Source organism: Anoxybacillus sp. ST4 (assembly GCF_019448545.1).
In the GTDB taxonomy this organism is placed as follows: domain Bacteria; phylum Bacillota; class Bacilli; order Bacillales; family Anoxybacillaceae; genus Anoxybacillus; species Anoxybacillus pushchinoensis.
Genome location: NZ_JAHZOE010000024.1, coordinates 13,648 through 36,873 on the forward strand (window position 1 = coordinate 13,648; position 23,226 = coordinate 36,873).

The 23,226-nt window shown below is 42.3% G+C and carries 19 protein-coding genes; all 19 read right to left on the reverse strand.

From position 1 onward, the window contains the following. Window positions 1-5 precede the first annotated feature (5 nt). The gene (locus K1I44_RS12260) at window positions 6-1,613 is read right to left on the reverse strand and encodes a long-chain fatty acid--CoA ligase (protein WP_219986299.1); all 1,608 of its coding nucleotides are present in this window, start codon (window positions 1,611-1,613) and stop codon (window positions 6-8) included. Then, window positions 1,576-2,676, reverse strand: a complete 1,101-nt coding sequence (locus K1I44_RS12265; RefSeq protein ID WP_219986300.1) for a CaiB/BaiF CoA transferase family protein — start codon at window positions 2,674-2,676, stop codon at window positions 1,576-1,578. The genes K1I44_RS12260 and K1I44_RS12265 overlap by 38 nt, the downstream gene beginning before the upstream one ends. A gap of 11 nt (window positions 2,677-2,687) precedes the next feature. After that, window positions 2,688-3,833: an acyl-CoA dehydrogenase family protein gene (locus K1I44_RS12270; RefSeq protein WP_003398127.1), complete on the reverse strand. Its 1,146-nt coding sequence runs from the start codon at window positions 3,831-3,833 to the stop codon at window positions 2,688-2,690. Between the two features lie 12 nt (window positions 3,834-3,845). Further along, window positions 3,846-5,405: a fatty acid--CoA ligase gene (locus K1I44_RS12275; protein WP_219986301.1), complete on the reverse strand. Its 1,560-nt coding sequence runs from the start codon at window positions 5,403-5,405 to the stop codon at window positions 3,846-3,848. 127 nt (window positions 5,406-5,532) lie between these two features. Next, a complete protein-coding gene (gene spoVK, locus K1I44_RS12280) occupies window positions 5,533-6,462 on the reverse strand; it encodes a stage V sporulation protein K (RefSeq protein WP_219986302.1) in 930 nt (309 codons plus the stop codon). Between the two features lie 118 nt (window positions 6,463-6,580). Further along, window positions 6,581-6,805 carry an RNA chaperone Hfq gene (gene hfq / locus K1I44_RS12285; RefSeq protein ID WP_003398133.1) on the reverse strand — a complete coding sequence of 75 codons (225 nt, stop codon included), beginning with the start codon at window positions 6,803-6,805 and terminating at the stop codon, window positions 6,581-6,583. Between the two features lie 34 nt (window positions 6,806-6,839). Then, a complete protein-coding gene (miaA, locus tag K1I44_RS12290; protein ID WP_219986303.1) occupies window positions 6,840-7,775 on the reverse strand; it encodes a tRNA (adenosine(37)-N6)-dimethylallyltransferase MiaA in 936 nt (311 codons plus the stop codon). A gap of 111 nt (window positions 7,776-7,886) precedes the next feature. Further along, the gene (mutL, locus tag K1I44_RS12295) at window positions 7,887-9,713 is read right to left on the reverse strand and encodes a DNA mismatch repair endonuclease MutL (protein WP_219986304.1); all 1,827 of its coding nucleotides are present in this window, start codon (window positions 9,711-9,713) and stop codon (window positions 7,887-7,889) included. A gap of 13 nt (window positions 9,714-9,726) precedes the next feature. Continuing rightward, on the reverse strand, window positions 9,727-12,294 hold the full coding sequence (gene mutS / locus K1I44_RS12300) for a DNA mismatch repair protein MutS (RefSeq protein ID WP_219986305.1): 2,568 nt from the start codon (window positions 12,292-12,294) through the stop codon (window positions 9,727-9,729). A gap of 71 nt (window positions 12,295-12,365) precedes the next feature. After that, on the reverse strand, window positions 12,366-12,902 hold the full coding sequence (locus K1I44_RS12305; protein WP_003398141.1) for an outer spore coat protein CotE: 537 nt from the start codon (window positions 12,900-12,902) through the stop codon (window positions 12,366-12,368). A 161-nt stretch (window positions 12,903-13,063) separates the two neighbouring features. Further along, window positions 13,064-13,495 carry a YlbF/YmcA family competence regulator gene (locus tag K1I44_RS12310; RefSeq protein ID WP_219986306.1) on the reverse strand — a complete coding sequence of 144 codons (432 nt, stop codon included), beginning with the start codon at window positions 13,493-13,495 and terminating at the stop codon, window positions 13,064-13,066. Between the two features lies 1 nt (window position 13,496). Then, entirely contained in the window at window positions 13,497-15,077 is a 1,581-nt protein-coding gene (miaB, locus tag K1I44_RS12315; protein ID WP_003398143.1) for a tRNA (N6-isopentenyl adenosine(37)-C2)-methylthiotransferase MiaB, read from the reverse strand. Window positions 15,078-15,191: 114 nt separating this feature from the next. After that, window positions 15,192-16,058, reverse strand: coding sequence for a 2-oxoacid:ferredoxin oxidoreductase subunit beta (locus tag K1I44_RS12320; protein ID WP_003398144.1), 867 nt, complete (start codon window positions 16,056-16,058; stop codon window positions 15,192-15,194). Window positions 16,059-16,060: 2 nt separating this feature from the next. Next, window positions 16,061-17,797, reverse strand: coding sequence for a 2-oxoacid:acceptor oxidoreductase subunit alpha (locus K1I44_RS12325; RefSeq protein ID WP_003398146.1), 1,737 nt, complete (start codon window positions 17,795-17,797; stop codon window positions 16,061-16,063). Window positions 17,798-17,997: 200 nt separating this feature from the next. After that, the gene (locus tag K1I44_RS12330) at window positions 17,998-18,963 is read right to left on the reverse strand and encodes a dipeptidase (RefSeq protein ID WP_003398147.1); all 966 of its coding nucleotides are present in this window, start codon (window positions 18,961-18,963) and stop codon (window positions 17,998-18,000) included. A gap of 48 nt (window positions 18,964-19,011) precedes the next feature. Beyond that, window positions 19,012-19,272 (reverse strand): stage V sporulation protein SpoVS, encoded by a 261-nt coding sequence (gene spoVS, locus K1I44_RS12335; RefSeq protein WP_003181955.1) that lies wholly within the window; start codon window positions 19,270-19,272, stop codon window positions 19,012-19,014. A 126-nt stretch (window positions 19,273-19,398) separates the two neighbouring features. Beyond that, a complete protein-coding gene (locus K1I44_RS12340; protein ID WP_219986307.1) occupies window positions 19,399-20,193 on the reverse strand; it encodes a TIGR00282 family metallophosphoesterase in 795 nt (264 codons plus the stop codon). Window positions 20,194-20,290: 97 nt separating this feature from the next. Next, the gene (gene rny / locus K1I44_RS12345; RefSeq protein WP_003398150.1) at window positions 20,291-21,847 is read right to left on the reverse strand and encodes a ribonuclease Y; all 1,557 of its coding nucleotides are present in this window, start codon (window positions 21,845-21,847) and stop codon (window positions 20,291-20,293) included. Between the two features lie 209 nt (window positions 21,848-22,056). Then, window positions 22,057-23,094, reverse strand: a complete 1,038-nt coding sequence (gene recA / locus K1I44_RS12350) for a recombinase RecA (protein WP_219986308.1) — start codon at window positions 23,092-23,094, stop codon at window positions 22,057-22,059. Window positions 23,095-23,226: the final 132 nt, after the last annotated feature.

A 23,226-nucleotide genomic window follows, 5' to 3' on the forward strand; every position in this document is an offset into this window, starting at 1 on the left:
TCCCCCTATTGAACGTTCGTAAAATAATCGCGCAGTTGTTCACGTAATTTCATTTTCAAAAATTTTCCGACACTCGTTTTCGGAATTTCGCTCATAAAGACGATGTCATCTGGCAGCCACCATTTCGCAAATTGCGGACGTAAAAAGTCGTATAGCTCCTCTTTTGTCACATGTTTTCCTTCTTTTACTACGACGCAAGCGATCGGGCGTTCTTGCCATTGTGGATGCGGCACGGCAACAACTGCCGCTTCAAATACCGCTTCATGCGCCATAAGCGCATTTTCTAAATCGACAGACGAAATCCATTCCCCGCCGCTTTTAATGACGTCTTTCGTCCGATCGACAATTTTAATAAACCCTTCTTCGTCTACTGTCACGACATCGCCTGTATAGAGCCACCCATCGCGAAACGCGTCTTTGCTTCGCTCATCATTATAATATTCATCGGCAATCCACGGACCGCGCAAGCATAGTTCCCCCATTTCCGTTCCGTCCCACGCCACTTCGCCGTCTTTGCCAATCACTTTCATTTCTACCCCAGGCACAAGAAATCCTTGTTTCGCACGGATGTCCAATTTTTCTTCGTTCGATACGTGCTGCTGGTAGCTTTTGAGGCGCGACAAGACGACAAGCGGGCTCGTTTCCGTCATACCGTAGGCGTGCACGAACGGGATTCCGTATTTTTCTTCAAAGGCGCGAATCATTCCTTTCGGTGCTGCTGAACCGCCGCATAAAATGCGTGTCACGCTGCGTAAATCGTATGTGCCTTTCTCCAATTCGTTCAATAACCCAAGCCAAACAGTCGGCACACCAGCGGCAAGCGTCACTTTCTCTTGTTCCATCAGCTCGGCTAATATTTTCGGCGTAAATGCCGCCCCCGGCATGACAAGCGTCGTCCCGAACCAAACCGCGGCAAACGGCAAGCCCCACGCATTCGCATGAAACATCGGCACAACCGGCAGCGCCACATCCGATTCCGACAGTGCCGCGCTATCGGCAAGCCCAAGCGCCATGCTATGGAGAACGATGCCGCGATGGGAGTATAACACGCCCTTCGGATTTCCGGTTGTTGCGGACGTATAGCACATGCCAGCAGGGTGATGTTCGTCGATGTTTTTAACAAACGAAATCGGTTCAGTTTGTTGCAGCAACTGCTCATAGTGATAAACGGGCGCAAGCGTCGTCTCCGGGAGCGTCGATTCATCGGTCATAATGATAAACGCCTCGACGTTTATTTCGTCTTTCACCCGTTCAATGAGCGGCAATAAATCGGCGTCAATCAATAGCACGCGGTCGTTGGCGTGGTTAATAATATAGGCGATATGTTGCGGCGACAGGCGAATGTTAATTGTATGCAACACCGCCCCGATACCTGGAATGGCAAAATACGCTTCTAAATGGCGATGATGGTTCCACGCAAACGTACCGACGCGGTCCCCTATATTTACACCGAGCGTTTGCAATGCACTAGCAAGCTTTCTCGTCCGCTCGCCAATTTCTTTATACGTATGGCGGACAATCCCGTTCTTCATCCGCGAAATGACTTGTTTTTTCGGAAAAAACATTTCTGCCCGTTCAAGCATTGTCGCAATATTTAATGGAATGTTCATCATTTGCCACCACTCCTTTATGTTCGTTTAGTTTTGGGGCTCGTGCACGTTTCGTAAAAAACTGCTCATCATAACGGGTCGCTACTTCGATTTGGTCGTTATCCATATGAATCATTTTTCGGTACGTATCGCTTGCAAACCACGTTTTCGCTTCATCGGTTTCTAATACCGGCGTTAAGCAACAATCGACTTGTTGCGAAAAAACGATCCATTGTTGAAACGTCTTCGAGCGAAACAACTGCTTTATTTCTAGAAAAAGAGGATTGTCGTCGCAAGCTACTGACAAATGCCCTCCATACCATTCGGGCTTTTCGACTGCATTACAAAAATTGCGCCAAAAATGCGCTTCAAGCGCCGCAAGCGCCACGTACCGCCCGTCTTTCGTTTCGTACAGATGATACGACACAACTGTGCCAGCTAATACAGGAATCCCATTTTTTTGTCCTGTGTAATGTTCTAATACAAAATGATTCGTCATTATCGCAAGTAAACTGTCAACAAGCGCAACGTCAATATAGCACCCTTTTCCCGTCCGCTCGCGCGCATACAACGCAGCGATAATTTGTTCGACTACATGCATGCTCCCGATGAGATCGGCAAGCGTGATCGTCGGATGAACCGGGTGACCGTTCGCTTTTAGCTGGGCTAAAACGCCTGAAAGCGCCATATAGTTTAAGTCATGACTTCCGAACGATGCATACCGGCTATGTTGACCGTAACCGCTAATTGAGCAATACACAATCGATGGGTTAAGAGCCACTGCTTCTTCATAGCCAAGTCCAAGCCGTTTCATCACACTAGGACGAAAACTCTCAACGACAACATCGGCTTGGCGGATGAGCTGTTGCGCGATTTGAACATCTTGCTCGTTTTTCAAATCTAACGCGATGCTTTTTTTATTTTTATTGTTCGCGTCAAACAGGCAGTCGTCGGCTAGTCCGCGCATCCGATCGCCTGTTTTTGGCTCGATTTTGATGACTTCCGCGCCTAAATCCGCTAAGCGAAGGCTAGCGAACGGACCAGGGAGGTAGTGGGAAAAATCAATGACTTTCACCCCTTCAAGCAACGAAATCCCCCCTATAATCCAAGATGTTTCGCAATGATCATTTTCATCACTTCATTTGTTCCGGCATAAATGGCGCTAACCGGAATGTCGCGATAACGTCTTGCAATCTCGTATTCTTCCATATAGCCATAGCCGCCATGAAGCTGCATTCCCTCTGCCGCTATACGTTTGGCCATTTCTGTAATCCACCATTTTGCCATCGATACGTTCGCTACTACGTGTTTCCCAGCGATATGTTGTTCGATGACATCGTCAAGAAACGCGCGCCCTAGTGCAATTTCCGTCGCCATTTCCGCGAGCCGAAATTGGACAGTTTGAAATTGGCTAATCGTTTTCCCAAACGCCGTACGCTCCTTGACGTATTGTTTTGTTAAGTCAAACATCACTTCTGCCGCTGTCTGCGCCGCAATGGCAACAATGAGTCGCTCTTGCTGCAGTTTTTCCATCAAATAGTAAAATCCTTTTCCTTCTTCCCCAAGCAAGTTTTCAGCGGGAACTTTTGCATCGCTAAAAAACAGCTCGGCCGTATCTTGGGCATGCAATCCCACCTTCTCTAGCTTCCGACCGCGTGTAAACCCTGGTGTTCCTCTTTCGACGACAAGGAGACTCATACCTTTGTGTGGCGGATTTGCCTGCGGATTTGTTTTGCAGACGACGATGACTAAATCGGCATGAATGCCGTTCGTAATAAACGTTTTTTGTCCGTTGACGATATAATGGTCGCCTTGTTTCACCGCCGTTGTTTTGATACCTGCTAAATCAGAACCTGCGCCTGGTTCGGTCATCGCAATGGCAGTGACGATTTCCCCAGACACACATTTTGGCAACCATTTTTTCTTCTGCTCGTCTGTTCCGTACGACGTGATGTACGGAACAACGATGTCGTTATGCAAGCCGATGCCGACAAGGCTTGATCCTACTTTTTCCAACTCTTCATTGATGACGACGGAATAGCCGAAATCGGCACCAAATCCACCGTATGTTTCGTCTACCCACGGACAAAGGAAGCCGTTCTCTCCCATTTTCCTCCAAAATTCCCGTGGAATGATTCCTTGTTTTTCCCACTCTCCATAAAATGGATACGCTTCTTTTTGTAAAAATTTCTGGAATGCTTCGCGAAAGATGTGATGCTCTTTCTGCAAATACGTCGCTACCATTTTCCCACCGTCCTATGATTGAGCCATTTTTTTCATTTGTTCGCGCAATAAAAACTTTTGAATTTTTCCGCTTGCATTACGTGGCAATGCCTCTACAAAATAGTACGCGCGCGGTCGTTTGTATGGGGCGAGTTTATCGCTTTGTTTGCAAAACGCCTCTAATTGTTCAGCGGTAAGCGATTTGTCTTTTTTCACAACAAACGCAACGACTTTTTCTCCCCATAGCGCATCCGGTTCGCCAAGCACCGCAACATCAAGCACTCCTTCATGTTCATAAAGCACGTCTTCTACTTCACGCGGATAGACGTTTTCGCCGCCGCTAATAATCATGTCATCGACACGGTCGGCAACGTATAAATACCCGTCTTCATCCATATAACCTAAATCGCCAGAATGATACCAACCTTTATACATCGCTTTTTCCGTCGCATCTTCGCGATTGTAGTAGCCGACCATCATGCATGGACCTTTGACGATAATTTCGCCAACTTCCCCTGGCGGTAAAATGTCATCGGGGTCAGACGGTCCGTCTTCGCGCGGTTTGACGATGCGAATTTCATGGTTTAAACACGCACGTCCAGCAGATCCGGCTTTCGTTAATTGCTCCTCTTCGTATAAGAAAGTTACCGCTGGTCCCATTTCTGTCATGCCGTACGCTTGAATTAAGTCAATGCCTAACCGCTCTTTGCATTCTTTCACAAGCACTGGCGCCATCGGAGCAGCTCCGTACAAACCGATGCGAAGCGATGATAAATCATAATCGGACAATTTTTCTTGCAAAAGCATATTCCACATTGTCGGTGCAGCAAATAAGACAGTAATTCGTTCTTGTTCGATGACGGTTAATACTTGTTTCGGGTCGAAATGATGAACAATAACATTTGTTGCTCCAGCATGGACGCGCGGAAGGAAGCAACAATGCAATTCTGCGCAATGGAACATCGGTGCGGTGACAAGCCCCCGCTCTGTTTCGCGAATGCGCATCACAGAATTGCAAATCAAGCTTTGCTCGACCATGTCGCGATGTCGATGCATCACCCCTTTTGGCCGTCCTGTCGTTCCGCTTGTATACATAATCGCATATAAGTCATGTTCGAAAACGTCGATGGCTGGAAGCTCGCTAGTTGCTCGTTGGATTTGTTCATGATAGGAAGCAGCGTACGCTGGCGCTTGCCCGTCAATGACCCAAAAAGAAATGTGCGGAAATTCATGATGAATGGCTGTAATTTGTGGTTCAACTGCTTGTTCAAATAAAACGATTTTTGGGGTAGCATCCGTTAAAATGTAAGCGATTTCTTTCGGTCGTAAACGAAAATTAATCGGGTTAAAAACAGCGCCGATTTTCGCGCACGCAAAAAAAGCGGTCGCAAGTTCTGCTGTATTAAATAACACGGTCGATACGCGATCTCCTTTTCGGACTCCCGCTTCTAAGAAAGCGTTTGCAAGTCTGCTCACTTCTTTTTCCCATTGTTCGTACGTATAGCGAAGTCCTGTGCGGATATCGACAAGCGCTTCTTTTTTCGGGAATTTCCTTACCGACTGTGAAAATAACTCTCCAATCGTAATGTACAAAAAAAATCCCTCCTCACTTTTTATATCAATATAAATAATATTTATTATTTTCAGACTATATTCTACGAAATAAAGAAGAAACCCTTCTTTCGTACATAAAAAAATAAGGAAGGTTTCCCTTCCCTATTCATTCAACAACTAAATCACGTTCCCGTATGATCATGAGCTCCTTTTTGTCATAGCGTCCTTCGTGTAATAAACGTACTGCTTGTTTTCGAATTGCTTTTTCAATCAAGTTTCGAATGTAACGACCGTTACTAAACTTCCTTTGGAATCCCCCTACCAGTAACTGTTCAATATGTTCACGTAATTTTCGTTCTGCATCGGAAGTAAGCTCATATTCCCTTATGTGAAGCATTTGTTTTGCAATTTGTACAAGTTCCTCTGCTGTGTAATCAGGAAACTCAAGCATCAATGGAAAGCGTGACGGCAATCCTGGGTTGAGAGATAAAAAATAATCCATCTCAGCCGGATATCCTGCTAAAATCACAACTAAATCATCAGAAAAATCCTCGATTCCTTTTACTAACGTATCGATCGCTTCTTTTCCAAAATCTTTTTCCCCTCCACGTGCTAACGAATATGCTTCATCAATAAATAAAATCCCCCCGCGCGCTTTTTTAATTAAATCACGCGTTTTATTTGCTGTATGACCGATGTATTCACCAACTAAATCGGCACGTTCTGCTTCAATAAAGTGCCCTTTGGATAACACGTTCATTTCTAAAAATAACTTCCCAAGAATACGAGCAACTGTCGTTTTTCCTGTACCTGGGTTCCCTTTAAAAATCATATGAAGCGATTGTTTATTTCCTTTTAATCCGTTCGCTTGACGTGCTTTATTAATATATAACCACGCGTAAATTTCCTTAATTAATTTTTTCACTTCACTTAGCCCAACTAGCTCATCTAGCTCTTTTTGAATATCTTTCAACACCGCATGTTGATGATAATCAATTCGATTGGCCGTTTCTTCTTTCGTCAAATAATTGACGTTTTTAGCATTAAGTACGATATTAATTTGACTTTTCGTTTGCTTCATTGTCAACTCTGACAAGGCGACGTCACCTCTCCTTCACCGTTGCTTCTTTTACTAATATACGCTGTTCATATCCATTTCGTGACAAACGCCTAGCGAAAAAAAATCGCCCACCTCATCTGGTGAGCGATTTAGCTTACTCGATCTCAATTTTCACATTTTTTTGTGGCGCAAATGTGGAAATCGCATGTTTATAAATTAATTGTTGTTTCCCATCAACTTCTAATAACACCGTAAAATTGTCAAACCCTTTCACTAGACCACGCAATTGAAATCCATTTAACAAAAATACAGTAACCGTTGTCCCTTCCTTGCGCAACTGGTTTAAAAACTGATCTTGAATATTTATTGTGTTTTTCATTGCTTCGTCCTCCTCTTTTCTCTCTACATTACGTCTATATATTCGACTGAAAGCGAAACTTTCCTTCTATGTAATGCAAAATTTCATTTACTCGCACCGAAAACAGCGTATCATCCGTCATATCAAACCATTGAACGGGCATTTGATTGCGAAACCATGTCAACTGGCGCTTCGCATAGCGACGCGAGTTTTGCTTCAATTGTTCAATAGCTTCTTCTAGTGTGATAAGTCCATCTAAATACGAATACAACTCTTTATAACCGATCGCTTGAATTGCCTGACAATCGCGTACACCTTTTTCGTGTAACCGTTTCACTTCTTCGATCAATCCTTGAGCAATCATTTGATCTACTCGCTTATTAATACGCTCATACAATTTCTCACGTTCCATTGTCAGTCCAATAAGCGCTGTGTTATAAACGAGCTGCCGCTTTTGTTCTTTTAGCCATTCCGTCATCGTTTTTCCTGTGCAATGATAAATTTCTAATGCGCGAATGACGCGACGAACATTATTTGGATGAATACGCTCGGCACTTATCGGATCAATTTTTTTTAATTCCTCATAAAGTTCAATGGACGAACATCGTTCTAGCGATTGACGATACAAATCATTTGATGGAGCACTTGAAAATTGGTAATCATAGATGACAGATTGGATATATAGCCCTGTGCCTCCAACGATGATTGGAAGTTTTCCTCGATTCGTAATCTGTTGAATAAGCGATCGAGCAAGCGTCTGGAACTCTGCAACGGAAAAAGATTCATACGGCTCTTTTATATCAAGTAAATGATGCGGGATTTCTTCCATTTCTTCTCTTTGAATTTTTGCTGTTCCAATATCTAATCCTTTGTACACTTGCATCGAGTCACCATTAATAATTTCCCCATCTAAATGCTTGGCCAACTCTATACTCATTTTCGTCTTCCCTACAGCCGTTGGCCCAATTAACACAACGACTTTCTCTCCCATAAAATACCACTACTTTCCACTCTAGTTCACATTCATTTATTATAGACAAACGATGTATATTTTATCATCTATTTTGAAAAAAATTTAGCCTTGGGAACAATGTATCCTTCTCTACATGACACGTTTAAACATTTTTTCTAACTCATAAGTGGAAAAATGAATAATAATTGGACGACCATGCGGACACGTAAATGGGTCGCTCGTTTTCCGCAACGATTCAAGCAACGCGAATATTTCGTCGCTACGTAAAAATTGATTCGCTTTAATGGATTGTTTACAACTCATCATAATCGCAACTTTTTCACGCAACTGCTTCATATCGACTTTTTTCATCGTTAATACTTGTTGAATCATTTCTTCGATGATTGTCGCCTCCTCCCCTTTCGGAAACCATTGGGGATGGGAACGAACAATGAAACTGTTATGACCAAACGGCTCTAAAAATACACCACAAGCTGCTAATTCATCACGATGACTGTCAATCAGCAAATACTCGCTTGATGAATAAGTGAACGTTAGTGGGATAAGCAACGGTTGCAACTCATTTGTGACCGTTGCTAATTTTTCGCGAAAATATTCATATTTGATTCGCTCTTGAGCAGCATGTTGATCAATGATATACAATCCATTTTCATTTTGGGCTAAAATATACGTCCCGTGCATTTGTCCAATCGGATATAGCGGTGGAATACGCTGTTGATCTATTTCTTCAAGTTTTTCTACATGAGGTGGTTCTAGGTTCTCCACATTAAGTGACTCCGTATTCACATCGCTAGCACGTTTTTCGTTTTTCTCGAATGCGATTCGCTCATCTGCTTTCTTTTCTAGCTCACTGTATGAGATCGTTCGCTGTGGAACATTGTTCGATTCTTTCACGACATGTTGAAACGAAAACGTTTGTTGCTCCGTCCTCGGCTTTTCTACTCGCGAGACAGTCACTTCCGGTATTAATGTCTTTTTTTGAAATACATCACGAATAGCGTGCTGAACAAGTTCGTTTAATTCCCCTTCTTTGCTAAAGCGGACTTCCAGCTTTGCCGGATGAACATTCACATCTACAAGGAGCGGATCCATAGCTATATTTAAAAATGCAATAGGATGTCGCCCGATCGGGAGAAGCGTATGATACCCTTCTTCAATCGCCTTGTATAACGGATAATTTTTTACATATCGACCATTTACAATCGTTGTCATATAATTGCGAGAAGCGCGCGTCACCTCTGGCAACGAAACATAGCCATCAATCGTAAAGTCGATCGTTTCGGCGTGAATGGCAACCATTTTTTTCGCAACCTCAAATCCGTAAATCGCAGCTAACACTTGCCGTACATCACCATTTCCGTTCGTATAAAACAGTTGTTTTCCATTATGTGTCAAACGAAATGAAATGTGTGGATGGGCAAGCGCCAAACGGTTCATCACATCAACAATATGCCCTAGTTCCGTATGAATCGTTTTCATATACTTTAAGCGAGCTGGCGTATTGAAAAATAAGTGTGAAACAATAATATCAGTTCCTTTTCGACTGCTCGTCCGACCGCTCTGTATAAGTTCTCCACCTTTCAACACAACAAACGTTCCTGGACGTTCACCCGTGCTCGTTTTTAATTCTAAATGCGAGACGGATGCAATACTTGGTAAAGCTTCCCCTCTAAAACCAAGCGTACGAATGCGGAACAAATCCGCCTCATCTTTAATTTTGCTCGTTGCATGTCGTTCAAACGCTAAAAAACAATCTTCTTCCTCTAATCCATCTCCATTGTCAACAACGCGAATTTTCGTTAGTCCCGCCTCTTCTAACTCCACCTCAATGATTGTGCTGTGGGCATCAATCGCATTTTCAACAAGCTCTTTTACAACGGAGGCTGGCCGCTCAACGACTTCCCCCGCCGCAATTTTATTCGCTAACGCATCATCGAGCTTACGAATTTTCCCCACGTTTTCCCTCCTTTCATTTTAGCAGTTTTTGAATTTCGTATAGTTTATTCATTGCTTCAAGCGGTGTCATATCAAGCAAGTTGATGGATTGAATACGCTTGATCACTTCCTTTTCTTTTTTAGATACACTCGAACGTGTTTCGTCGTTTGTTTCCATAAATATGCTTAACTGTTGAAACTCTTCTTCCTTTTCTTTTACAACTGGAGCTGGATTTGTTTCAAACTCGTGTAAAATTTGTTCCGCTCGCTTAATTAAATCAAACGGCAACTTGGCTAATTGTGCTACATGAATGCCATAACTTTTATCAGCTGGACCCTCTTTAATTTTATGCAAAAAAATGACGGTTCCATTTTCCTCAATGGCACTAACGTGAACATTTTTCAAACGCGGCAATTGTTTTTCAAGCGCTGTTAATTCATGATAATGGGTGCTAAACAATGTTTTCGCACCAATTCGATCGTGAATGTATTCAATCATCGCTTGAGCGAGCGCCATGCCATCGTATGTGGATGTTCCACGTCCAATTTCATCAAATAACACAAGGCTATTTTGTGTCGCGTGCACGATGGCGTTACGTGCCTCTAACATTTCAACCATAAATGTACTTTGGCCTGCGACTAAATCATCCGCCGCCCCGATACGCGTAAACACTTGATCAAAAATAGGTAATATCGCTTCTTCTGCTGGGACAAAACAGCCAATTTGCGCCATAATAGCTGTTAATGCAATTTGACGCATATATGTGCTTTTTCCAGACATATTTGGTCCTGTAATAAGTAACATTTCTCGTTCGGCGTCCATATAGCAATCGTTCGGAACGTATACGTTCGAGCCTAGCACTTTTTCGACAACAGGATGTCGTCCTTGCTTAATGACAAGGCGACGATCACGAGAAAACTGCGGTCTACAGTAGTTATATTTTTCACTCACCGTAGCAAAACATTGTATCACATCTAATTGACTAATGTATTTCGCTAATTTTTGTAAACGCACAATATATTGTTTTACTTGTTCGCGAATAGAAACAAACAGCTCATATTCTAACTCTATACTCTTTTCTTCTGCTTCTAAAATAAGTGCTTCTTTTTCTTTCAGCTCTTTCGTCACAAATCGTTCGGCGTTAGCTAACGTTTGTTTGCGCTCATATCGTCCTTCCGGCAACAAATGTAGGTTCGCTTTTGTTACTTCGATATAGTATCCAAACACTCGGTTATAACCAATCTTTAACGATTTAATTCCAGTTAATTCCCGCTCCCTCGCCTCTAACTGCGCGATCCACGTTTTTCCGTTTCGACTTGCATCTCGAAATCGATCGAGCGCTTCGTTATAACCATCTTTAATGATGCCACCCTCTTTCACAGAAAGAGGTGGATTTTCCTCAATCGCTTCTTCTAACAATCGAACAAGATCCTCGCATGCGTCCAAATGTTGGGCAAAGGCTTGAACATGCTCATCATGAATTTGCATAAGAAGAGTAGAAATTAGTGGCACTTGCTTTAACGATTTTTTTAATTGAATTAAATCGCGCGCGTTAACATTCCCAAATGCTACACGCCCAGCTAATCGTTCTAAATCATACACCCCACGAAGATGCTCGCGCAATTCTTGACGTTCGAAATAGCTCATCCGAAGTTGTTCAACAAGATGCAACCGCTGCTCAATTTTTTCACGATCTAACAACGGACGGTCAATCCATTGCTTAAGCAATCGCCCCCCCATCGCTGTCATCGTTTCATCAAGAAGCCAAAAAAGTGAGCCGTTTTTTCCTTTCGCACGAATCGTTTCAGTTAACTCTAAGTTTCGTTTGGAGTACACATCAATTTTCATATACGCATCCACTTCATACAATTCTACTGGCTGCAAATGAGCTAAACTCCGCTTTTGTGTTTTGATTAAATAGTTGAACAGTCGTCCACATGTCACTAATAATTTTTCTTGCTTCAAGTGGGATACAATAGATTGACAAGCATTCGGAATCGTTGTTTCATCTTCGCATGAAATCGTCAAAGCATATCGTTCCTGCAAAAATTGACATTGCTCTTTATACGCTGTCGCAACAACTAATTCTTTTGTTCCGATTGAGTAAATCTCGTTCAATACATCTTCGAACGAATGGAGCAACGTCATCCGGCTTTCCCCTGTTGTTAAGTCAGCATAAGCAAAACCATACGTACCATCTTCAAATGATGTTAGTGAGGCTAAATAGTTGTTCGCTTTCTCTTCCAGTTGCTTCCCTTCCATGACTGTTCCAGGGGTAATGAGCTGAACAACTTCCCGCCGCACAACTCCTTTCGCTGTTTTTGGATCTTCAACTTGTTCACAAATAGCAACTTTATATCCTTTTTCAATTAAACGTTCAATATACATGGCGGCAGAATGATAAGGCACTCCACACATCGGCACTCGCTCTTCTCCACCACCATCCCGACTTGTAAGAGTAATTTCTAACTCTTGTGATGCTTTAATTGCATCTTCAAAAAACATTTCATAAAAATCACCGAGACGAAAAAAAAGAAATGCGTCTTTATATTGTGACTTAATCGCTAAATATTGTTGAATCATTGGTGTATAAGTCATCATCTTTCCTCCAACACCCAAAATATTGACTTCAATTATTATAACAAAAATAAAAACTAGGAAGAATAAACTTCCTAGTTTTTATTGCTTCCTTCTTGAAGAAGCTCCTCATCTAACTGTTCTAATTCCGCGTCAATGTCTTCATCGACTTCGTCTAGTGACGTATCAACTACTGCAATACGAACCTTTGTTTCTCCGATGACTTCTGCTACAAACTCTCGCTCCACTTCAACAGTTACTTTATTCCCCGTCGGGGCAATCGTACATTCTAGACAATTTGGTTGTTGCACAACGCGCGCAATGACCTCTTGTTCTTCACTGATAAGCTCTTCGTTCCGATACTTTAATGGAATTACATCTGTGTACGACACCGTTTCTGTCAACACTTCCGTTTTCGTATTATCGTTGTATGAGTACCATACGTTTACATCATACTTCCCATGAATTTCAACACTACGATCTACTTTTTTTGCTTCATACCGATGGTTAATGATCCAGCAACCGAGCACGCTCGTTGGACGATGTTGTGCAGAAACCGTATGCGTTGACTGCGTAAACTTCCGCCCTTTTCCCACAACCGCCTTTGTAATAATCTCTCTGTATTCAGACATGGAACAAACCCTCCTCAAAAAATGCATTGTTCATTCTATCCTATGCACTAGTAACGAAAAAGTGTACAATAAAAAACCATCATTCCGTATAGTTCATTGTATGCAGCAGATTAGAAATATGTACAAAAACATAAAAAAAGAGCCCATGTAAAATGGACTCTTTAATGGCAATGACCACAATGACTATGCTTCACTTGAGCTCCTGTTTCTCCACGCAGCACGTCGCCACCCGTCGATGTAATAATTTCATCCGTCACCGTCTTTGAAATGGTCGAAGCAACAAGCTGCAACAAATCATTAATTTCTACTTGTGATTGTTTGAATTGCTCTACAATTGGAATGTCTGATAGTTGCTCATATATGTCATCAATTTGCGCTTCAACTTTTTTTAACGCCTCAGTCTTTCCATAATGTTGTAAATTTACAGCTTGTTTTTGTAAAGACTTAATTTTAGCGATCATCGTACGCACTTTTTCATTTTCATGAATTTTTGCTTCTGCCTGTTTAAAAATCTCAACTTCTTCCGTTTCAGCGATCATTTTAGCTAACTCTCTTGCTTTTTGTACGATCTCATCTTTCGTATATTTCGCCACGTTATTTCACCTCAATCGCTTCTTCTACCATTTCTCCGTTCAATGTCCACGTTTTCGCTTCAGTAATTCGCACCTTTACAAGTTGACCAATCGCAGACTTTGGACCAATGAAATTGACAAGCTTGTTTTTGCGCGTATATCCCGCAAGAACATCTGGATTGTTTTTGCTTTCTCCCTCTACTAGTACTTCGACAACTTGTCCTTCATATTCCTTCATTTTTTTCGCAGAAATTTCGTTGACTAATGCATTTAACCGTTGCAGACGTTCTTTTTTCACTTCCATCGGTACGTTATCAACCATTTTTGCTGCTGGCGTCCCTTCACGCGGCGAGTAAATGAACGTAAACGCAGAATCAAATTCAACTTCGCGATATAACGACAACGTTTCTTCAAATTGCTCATCCGTTTCATTTGGGAAACCGACAATAATATCTGTCGTGAGCGCCACACCTGGAATCGCCTCTTTAATTTTACGAACAAGCTCTAAATATTGTTCACGTGTATATTTCCGTGCCATCATTTTTAACACTTCGCTACTTCCAGATTGGACTGGTAAGTGAATATGCTCGACTAAATTTCCACCTTTCGCCAACACCTCGATTAAATGATCGTCAAAATCGCGCGGATGACTTGTTGTGAAACGAATGCGCGGAATATCGATCTTGCGCAATTCATCCATTAAATGACCAAGACCGTATTTCATATCAGTAAAATCTTTTCCATATGCGTTGACGTTTTGACCTAAAAGAGTAATTTCTTTATATCCTTGTGCCGCTAAATGACGTACTTCTTGAATAATATCTTCTGGACGACGGCTTCGCTCTTTTCCGCGCGTATATGGAACAATACAGTACGTACAAAACTTATCACAGCCGTACATAATGTTAACCCATGCTTTAATGTTCCCTTTCCGCACTTTTGGTAAATTCTCGATGACATCGCCTTCTTTTGACCAAACTTCTACAACCATTTCTTTTGACATATACGCTTCTTTCAAAATGTAAGGAAGGCGGTGAATGTTATGAGTACCAAAAATCATGTCAACATATTGGAACTGCTTTAAAATTTTATTAACAACCGATTCCTCTTGTGACATACAGCCACATACCCCGAGCAATAAGTCTGGGTTGTTTTGCTTAAGAGGTTTTAAGTGGCCGATTTCCCCAAACACTTTATTTTCCGCGTTTTCACGAATTGCACACGTATTTAACAAAATGACATTGGCATCTTCAGGACGATCCGTTGGCTCATAGCCGAGAGCCATAAAAATTCCCGCCATCACTTCTGTATCGTGTTCATTCATTTGACAGCCGTACGTACGAATATAAAACTTTCGCCCATTCCCCATGCCGCGGAATTCTTCAGGAATAGAAAAATCTTTATGATATTTCACTTCCTCTTTTCCCCGTTTTTTCGCTTCCTTCAGAGATGGTGGGACAAATACGGTCGAAAAATATTTTTCATAGTCTTGGCTCGTTTTTTGCTTCAAACGATGTAAATTCTCATCCAAAGCGGATTTTTTGTCCGTTGGATGATCTGTTTCAATTTGTGCTGTGTACTGTAAACGTTGTTTTTCGTTCATCGGTATTCTCCTTTCTTTTGTTCATAGGTGCACACTAACATAGTATATTATTTTCCGGGCGTTTAAACAATGTTTTTCCATAAAAAAGAGGATGGTTTTCACCACCCTCTTTTTCTACATAAACTCCGCGACAAGTTGATCGAATTTTTCTTTACCGATTGTTAAGTCTGCTTCTGTCAATGGTTTTTCACTATAACCTGGCACAAGGTCTTGGTACGATTGACGTTCTTTGTTTTGATAAATGAGCCCTGTCACAAGTCCTTTATGTTTCATTAACGTTTGCATCGCCATCTCTCGGTTAGATGGGTCATATCCTTCGATCGAGCTTAAGCTTGTTAAATTGTCCTTAAACCAATCATATGTGTTCACTTTGTTGTATGTGACGCACGGGCTAAATACGTTAATGAGCGAAAAGCCTTTATGCTTTATACCTTCCTCGATTAGCTGCGTCAACTCTTTTAAGTCACTAGAAAAGCTTTGGGCGACGAATGTTGCCCCAGCTGTTAACGCCATTTCCATAATCGATAGGGCTGGTTCTACTGAGCCTTGAGGCGTACTCTTCGTTTTAAAGCCAACCTCACTGCGCGGAGATGTTTGTCCTTTTGTCAAGCCGTAAATTTGGTTATCCATAACGATGTACGTAATGTCGATATTGCGTCGAATCGCGTGAATCGTGTGACCCATTCCAATCGCAAATCCGTCGCCATCACCACCAGCCGCAATCACAGTTAAGTCGCGATTTGCCATTTTTACCCCTTGAGCAATTGGGAGGGCACGGCCGTGCACACCGTGAAAACCGTATGAGTTAATGTAACCAGAAATACGACCGGAACAACCGATACCAGATACAACAACTAGTTCGTGTGGTTCAAGTCCAACGTTAGCGGCTGCACGTTGAATCGCTGCTTGCACGGAAAAGTCGCCACAACCTGGACACCAGTTCGGTTTAATGTTATTACGGAAATCTTTAAATGTCGCCATGTTTAAAACAACTCCTTGCATTTTGTATAAACTTCGTGCGGTAAGAACGGATTGCCGTCATATTTCAGCACGTTAAACACTTTTTCAGCATGTCCAACGTTCATTTTCAAAATGTTAGCAAGTTGTCCTGTTGCGTTATTTTCAACAACAACTACTTTTTTCGCTGATTGCACAAGCGGCAACATTTCTTCCGTTGGGAACGGATGAATGAGACGAACATGAGCGTGATTTACTTTTATACCATCGCGCTCTAAACGTTCCATCGCCTCTTCAATCGCCCCACGCGTCGAGTTAAACCCAACGATCAATAAATCCGCATCTTCATGCTGCACATGTTTATGAACTGGTGTCGGGAATTGAATATGTTTTAGCTTCCGTAAACGTTTATCCATTTGCGCAATACGATTCGCTGCTACTTCGGATGGACGACCTGTTTCATCGTGCTCAACACCTGTCACATGGTGAATTCCATTTTTCATACCTGGCAATACACGAGGTGACACGCCATCTTCTGTCACTTCATATCGCTTGAAGCAACCTTTATCTGGAATTTCAGGGAGTTCTCCTGTGACAAGCTTACCGCGACGAATGTCAATTTTATCGTACTCGAGCGGCTCTACTGTTTGTTTTCCTAACGAAAGCTGTAAGTCTGTTAAAACGATAACTGGGCATTGATACTCTTCCGCAATGTTAAACGCTTCGACCATATCATAAAACGCCTCTTGTACAGTACTTGGCGCCATGACTACTTTCGGAATCTCTCCATGCGTACCGTAAATCATTGCCATTAAATCAGATTGTTCTTGTTTTGTCGGTAGACCTGTGCTCGGACCACCGCGTTGCGTATCAACGATAACGATTGGCGTTTCTGTGATCCCAGCTAATCCGATCGCTTCCATCATGAGCGAAAGACCCGGTCCAGCAGAAGCAGTTAACGTGCGTACCCCTGCGTAGTTTGCACCGATAGCCATTGTACACGCTGCAATTTCATCTTCTGTTTGAATGACCGTACCACCGAACTGCGGAAGCTTTTTAATTAAATATTCCATAATTTCAGAAGCCGGCGTAATTGGATAAGCGGCCATGAAGCGCGCGCCACCAGCTAGTGCACCGAGCGCAATGGCGTCATTCCCAATCATAAACATTCTCTTTTTGCCGTCCGCTTTTTCAAGTTGCATTAATTGGATATTTTCGCCAAGTTGTTCACGCATAAACTGAGCGCCCGCTCTGATCGCTTCCATGTTTTTTGCAACAACTTGTTCACCTTTGCGACCGAAAATCTCCTGAACGACCCCTTCGTATACACTAATGTCAAGACCGAGTACTGCGCTTGAAGCTCCGACTGCAACCATGTTTTTCATTAATGCTGTCCCTAGCTCTGTTGCAATATCAGTGAATGGAACCGCATACAACGTAGCTCTTGACTCATCTGGAATCGTCGGATTAAACTTCGCATCCGCAATAACGATCCCACCTTGACGCAACTCATGAAAGTTGAAATCAATCGTCTCCTGGTCAAAAGCTACTAATATATCAAGATCATCGGCAATTGAACGAACTTGTGTCGTGCTAACACGAATTTTATTGTTCGTGTGACCACCTTTAATTCGAGATGAAAAGTGGCGATAACCGTATAAATAGTAGCCTAGTCGGTTGAGCGCAATGGAGAATATCTCCCCCGTACTTTCAATACCTTCCCCTTGTTGTCCTCCAACTTTCCACGAAAGTTGACTAATCATGTCTTACACCCCTTTAAAGTTCCATCAATTGTAACATTACATTGTACGATTATAAGTGTAGCACTTTTCCAAGAAAAGCTCTACCATTTCACATTGATTTTTTTTCGAAAAATTTCATATACTAAACGCTTTCATTCTAGCCCTATTGAAAAGAAATTGCAACATATTTGTTACAAAAATGTGAATTTCTTTTTCGATTTTTATTGGGGAATTCGCTCATAAAAATTACAAAACAAAAACTTTTTCACTTGTTCTTCTTTAAAATGCTTTAACAATTCGTCAATAAAATGTGTGTAGTGCGCAACGTTTCCTAATTGTTCGACCGTTTCAAAAATGCCATCAAAGTCAGATCCGAACCCGATATGGTTTTCTCCACCTAACGAACAAATATAATCAATATGACGGAGCACATCTGTTACTGTCGTTTTCTGGACATCATGACGCAAAAATTGCGGCACAAACGTCACACCAATCACCCCGTTTTTCTTAATGAGCGCTTGAATTTGATCATCGCGCAAATTGCGAGGATGCGGACAAACTGTATAAGCATTCGAGTGTGAAGCAATCGGGTAATGAGCCAATTCAATGACATCCCAAAACGCACGTTCACTTAAATGCGACACATCTGTCCAACATTGTTGTTCATTTAACAAATGAACAACATCTCTTCCAAATTTGGTTAATCCACCACCACGTTGCTCAAATGCACCGTCAGCTACCATGTTGGCATCATTCCATGTTAAGCCAACGGAACGAACGCCGAGACGGAGCAATGTACGCAACTGTATTAAGCTTTCTCCAATCGCTTCACACCCTTCCAAAGTAAGCATAGCCCCAATTTCATTTGGCTGCAATTGATCAATTTCTCTTTTCGAGCGAACAATTTTCATATTTGGTTGTGAAACAATTTTTTCATAAAAATAATCAACCATCTCTAAAGCGACAAAAAAGCGTGACTCCGGTCTTACTTGTTTCGGAATATAAATCGCAAACGCTTGTACAGTTACTCCCGCCTGTTTCAAGCCATCGTACGTCACATGTAACGATGTGCTCCGTTCAAATGACAAATGTTGATCACAAAATAATTGATATAAAACATCACAATGAGCATCAAATATACGCACAACCATCCCCCCATTAAACGCGTTCGGTTCAAAAACAATCATAGGATAAAAATAACCTGTTTGCTTTATAAGCAAACAGGTTTATGTTTATTAACGCGGTTCAACGATCAGTTTGATCGCCGTCCGCTCCTCTCCATCAATTTGAATATCCGTAAACGCAGGAATACAAATGAGATCGACTCCGCTCGGTGCTACGAATCCTCGCGCGATCGCTACTGCCTTAACGGCCTGATTCAATGCACCTGCGCCAATGGCTTGAATTTCAGCAGCACCGCGTTCTCTTAACACGCCTGCAAGTGCACCAGCTACGGAATTAGGATTAGATTTTGCTGAAACTTTTAATATTTCCATTTCTAGTTCCTCCTCGTTTCTCACAATTGCTTATAAAAAGTTGTACTATTCATTATATATTCATCCCTGTTTGCCTGTATTCCTGCTACAATATGTATTTTTTTCAGAAAAATCTTAAAAGAGGAACTAATCAAAATAAGGGTGATCATCATTAATCATGATACGCTGAATTGATTTTGTTTTTCCATTTTTTTCTTCCAATTCAATAAGGACAGCGTTCAATTGCGTCCTCCCTGTCGTAACCTCAAAACGCACCGGCAAACCTGTTAAAAATTTGCGCAATACTGCCTCGCGATCTACTCCTAAAATACCATCATAAGGCCCGGTCATGCCGACATCGGTGATATAACCTGTTCCATTTGGCAAAATACGTGAATCAGCTGTTTGAACGTGTGTATGCGTGCCAACAACAGCGCTTACTCGGCCGTCTAAATGCCATCCCATCGCTTGTTTCTCACTCGTTGCTTCCGCATGAAAATCAACAAAAATAAACGGGGTGCGGGTAAGAGCTATTTCCACTAATTCGTCTGCTTTTTTGAACGGGCAATCGATCGCCGGCAAAAACGTTCTTCCTTGCAAACTAATCACAGCTATTTCATACCCTTCCACATGGATGAACACCATTCCTTTTCCAGGTGTACCAGCTGGAAAATTGGCTGGGCGAACGAGCATTTTTGCTTGATCAATAAATTCGAAAACTTCCCGATTGTCCCATGCGTGGTTACCTAACGTAACAACATGTACCCCGATTTCTAAAAAGCGACGGTATATTTTTTCTGTAATTCCCTTTCCCCCCGCTGCATTTTCGCCATTTACAATAACTACATGTGGCTTGTATTTTGCTTTAAGCTTTGGCACGTATTCATCAACCATTTTTCGCCCCGGTTGTCCTACGACATCACCGATAAATAATATTTTCATTTTATTACCCTTTCTATACTCATGGTCTCTATTTTTCAGTTTCTCACAAAATAAAATGTTTATCAATACGAAAAAGCTACCCCAAACAAGGAGTAGCTTATTTTGCATATTCAACAGCTCGTGTTTCACGAATGACTGTAACTTTAATATGACCTGGGTAATCTAGCTCTTCTTCAATACGTTTGCGAATATCTCGCGCTAAACGATGTGCCTCCAAGTCATCGATCATATCCGGCTTCACCATAATCCGAATTTCACGTCCCGCCTGGATGGCGTACGACTTCTCAACACCTTCATATGACTCGGCGATTTCTTCAAGTTTTTCAAGTCGACGAATATAGTTTTCCAACGTTTCGCTACGAGCACCCGGCCGAGCTGCAGATAAAGCATCCGCAGCAGCAACGAGAACAGCAATAATAGATGTCGGTTCCGCATCACCATGATGCGAGGCGATGCTGTTAATAACAACAGGATGTTCTTTATATTTCGTTGCTAGTTCTACGCCAATTTCAACATGGCTTCCTTCAACCTCATGGTCAACCGCTTTTCCAATGTCATGGAGAAGACCCGCACGACGTGCAAGCATCTCATCTTCTCCCAGCTCAGCTGCCATTAAACCGGCTAAATATGCCACTTCCATCGAATGTTTAAGCACATTTTGCCCGTAGCTCGTACGGAACTTCAATCGCCCTAAAATTTTAATTAAGTCTGGATGTAAGCCGTGAACACCTACTTCAAACGTTGTTTGTTCTCCAACCTCACGAATATGCTCATCCACTTCTCTTCTTGCCTTTTCGACCATTTCTTCAATGCGCGCCGGATGAATACGCCCGTCTTGAACAAGCTTATCCAACGCGATGCGTGCAGTTTCACGACGGATTGGGTCAAAGCCAGATAAAATGACTGCTTCCGGCGTATCATCAATAATAAGATCAATTCCTGTTAACGTTTCTAACGTACGGATGTTACGCCCTTCTCTTCCGATAATACGTCCCTTCATTTCGTCATTCGGTAAGTTTACAACGGATACCGTCGTTTCTGCCACATGGTCAGCAGCACAACGTTGAATGGCAAGCGATAAAATTTCCTTTGCTTTTTTATCCGCCTCTTCTTTCACTCTCGTTTCCGCTTCTTTGACCATGAGCGCGATTTCGTGCGAAAGTTCTTTCTCTACACGCTCTAAAATAATTTGGCGTGCTTCTTCACGCGTTAGGCTGGAAATGCGCTCAAGCTCTGCTTGTTCCTTTCGAACGAGTTCTTCCACTTTGCTTTCCATCTCTTCAATATGCTGTTGTCTTTCATTGAGAGAATTCTCTTTCTTCTCAAGCAACGCTTCTCGCTTGTTTAAAGATTCATCCTTCCGGTCGAGATTCTCTTCCTTTTGCAACAAACGGTTTTCCTGTTTTTGTAATTCACTTCTTCGTTCGCGAATTTCTCGTTCCGCTTCGACGCGAAGTTTGTGAATTTCATCCTTTGCTTCAAGGAGCGCTTCTTTTTTCAATGCGTCTGCTTCTCGTTTCGCTTCTTCGATCATTTGCTTGGCAGCCGCTTGAGCACCGCCAATTTTTGCCTCGGCAATGGATTTACGAACAAAAAAGCCAACAACTGCACCGACGACTAGGGCAAGCAAAGCGGAGATGATCGTTTCACCCATTGTCCTCACCTCCTCTTGCTATAAATTCGTTTCTTCATCAATGTCGGCATGTACATTGCAACCATTCAACATACACTTCAAAATTGTCAAATATACATGTACATTTTAAAGGTGACCTTCCATATTGTCAAGGCTTGTCATTGTGGGAAAGCGTTTCATATGGTTGAATTTTCTAAAATAAAGAGAAAAAGAGACACATTGTGCCCCTTTTACTCTAAAAAGTCTAAATCGTCTTCACGCGTAGATGTTTGCGCTGCACCTGTCGTAATGCCGTAATGTTGACGAATCTCACGCGCAATTTCTTCCATGATATGCGGGTTTTCTTTTAAAAACTGTTTTACGTTTTCTCGCCCTTGTCCTAATCGTTCATCTTTATATGAATACCAAGCGCCGCTTTTTTGAATAATATCAAGCTCAGCACCCATATCGATTATTTCGCCTTCTTTTGAAATGCCCTCGCCATACATAATATCTACATCCGCAGTTTTAAACGGCGGTGCGACCTTGTTTTTAACAACCTTAATTTTCGTTTTATTTCCAACCATATCGTTGCCTTGTTTAATTTGTTCGGCACGGCGCACTTCTAAACGAACAGACGCATAAAACTTCAACGCGCGACCGCCAGGAGTTGTCTCTGGATTCCCAAACATAACTCCCACTTTTTCTCTTATTTGGTTAATAAAGATCGCGATCGTTTTAGACTTGTTAATCGCGCCTGATAATTTACGTAGCGCCTGGGACATAAGACGCGCTTGCAATCCGACGTGGGAATCGCCCATCTCGCCTTCAATTTCCGCTTTTGGAACAAGAGCTGCAACTGAGTCGATGACGATAATGTCAACCGCCCCGCTTCGCACAAGTGCCTCAGCAATTTCTAGCGCTTGTTCCCCTGTATCTGGCTGCGAAAGCAACAATTCATCAATGTTGACACCTAGCTTTTCGGCATAGACTGGATCTAAGGCGTGTTCTGCGTCAATAAACGCAGCTTGCCCCCCTTGTTTTTGCACTTCGGCAATCGCATGAAGGGCAACCGTTGTTTTACCTGAAGATTCCGGACCATAAATTTCAATAATACGTCCGCGTGGATATCCTCCGACCCCTAACGCAATATCGAGCGCAAGGGAGCCACTCGATATAGTCGAAATTTGGCGATCTGTTTGTTCGCCTAGCTTCATAATCGAACCTTTACCAAACTGTTTCTCAATTTGCTTTAGCGCTTGTTCTAGCGCTGCTTGACGGTCGTTCAAAGAAACTCCTCCCTCTAAAAATGTTGATATATCAAGGTTTCTTGGCATCTTAGGGGTGCCAAAAAAATATTTTTCGACAAAACTCATCACATACTTTTTCATTTTTGTTTATATCTAACAACCCATAGGTAC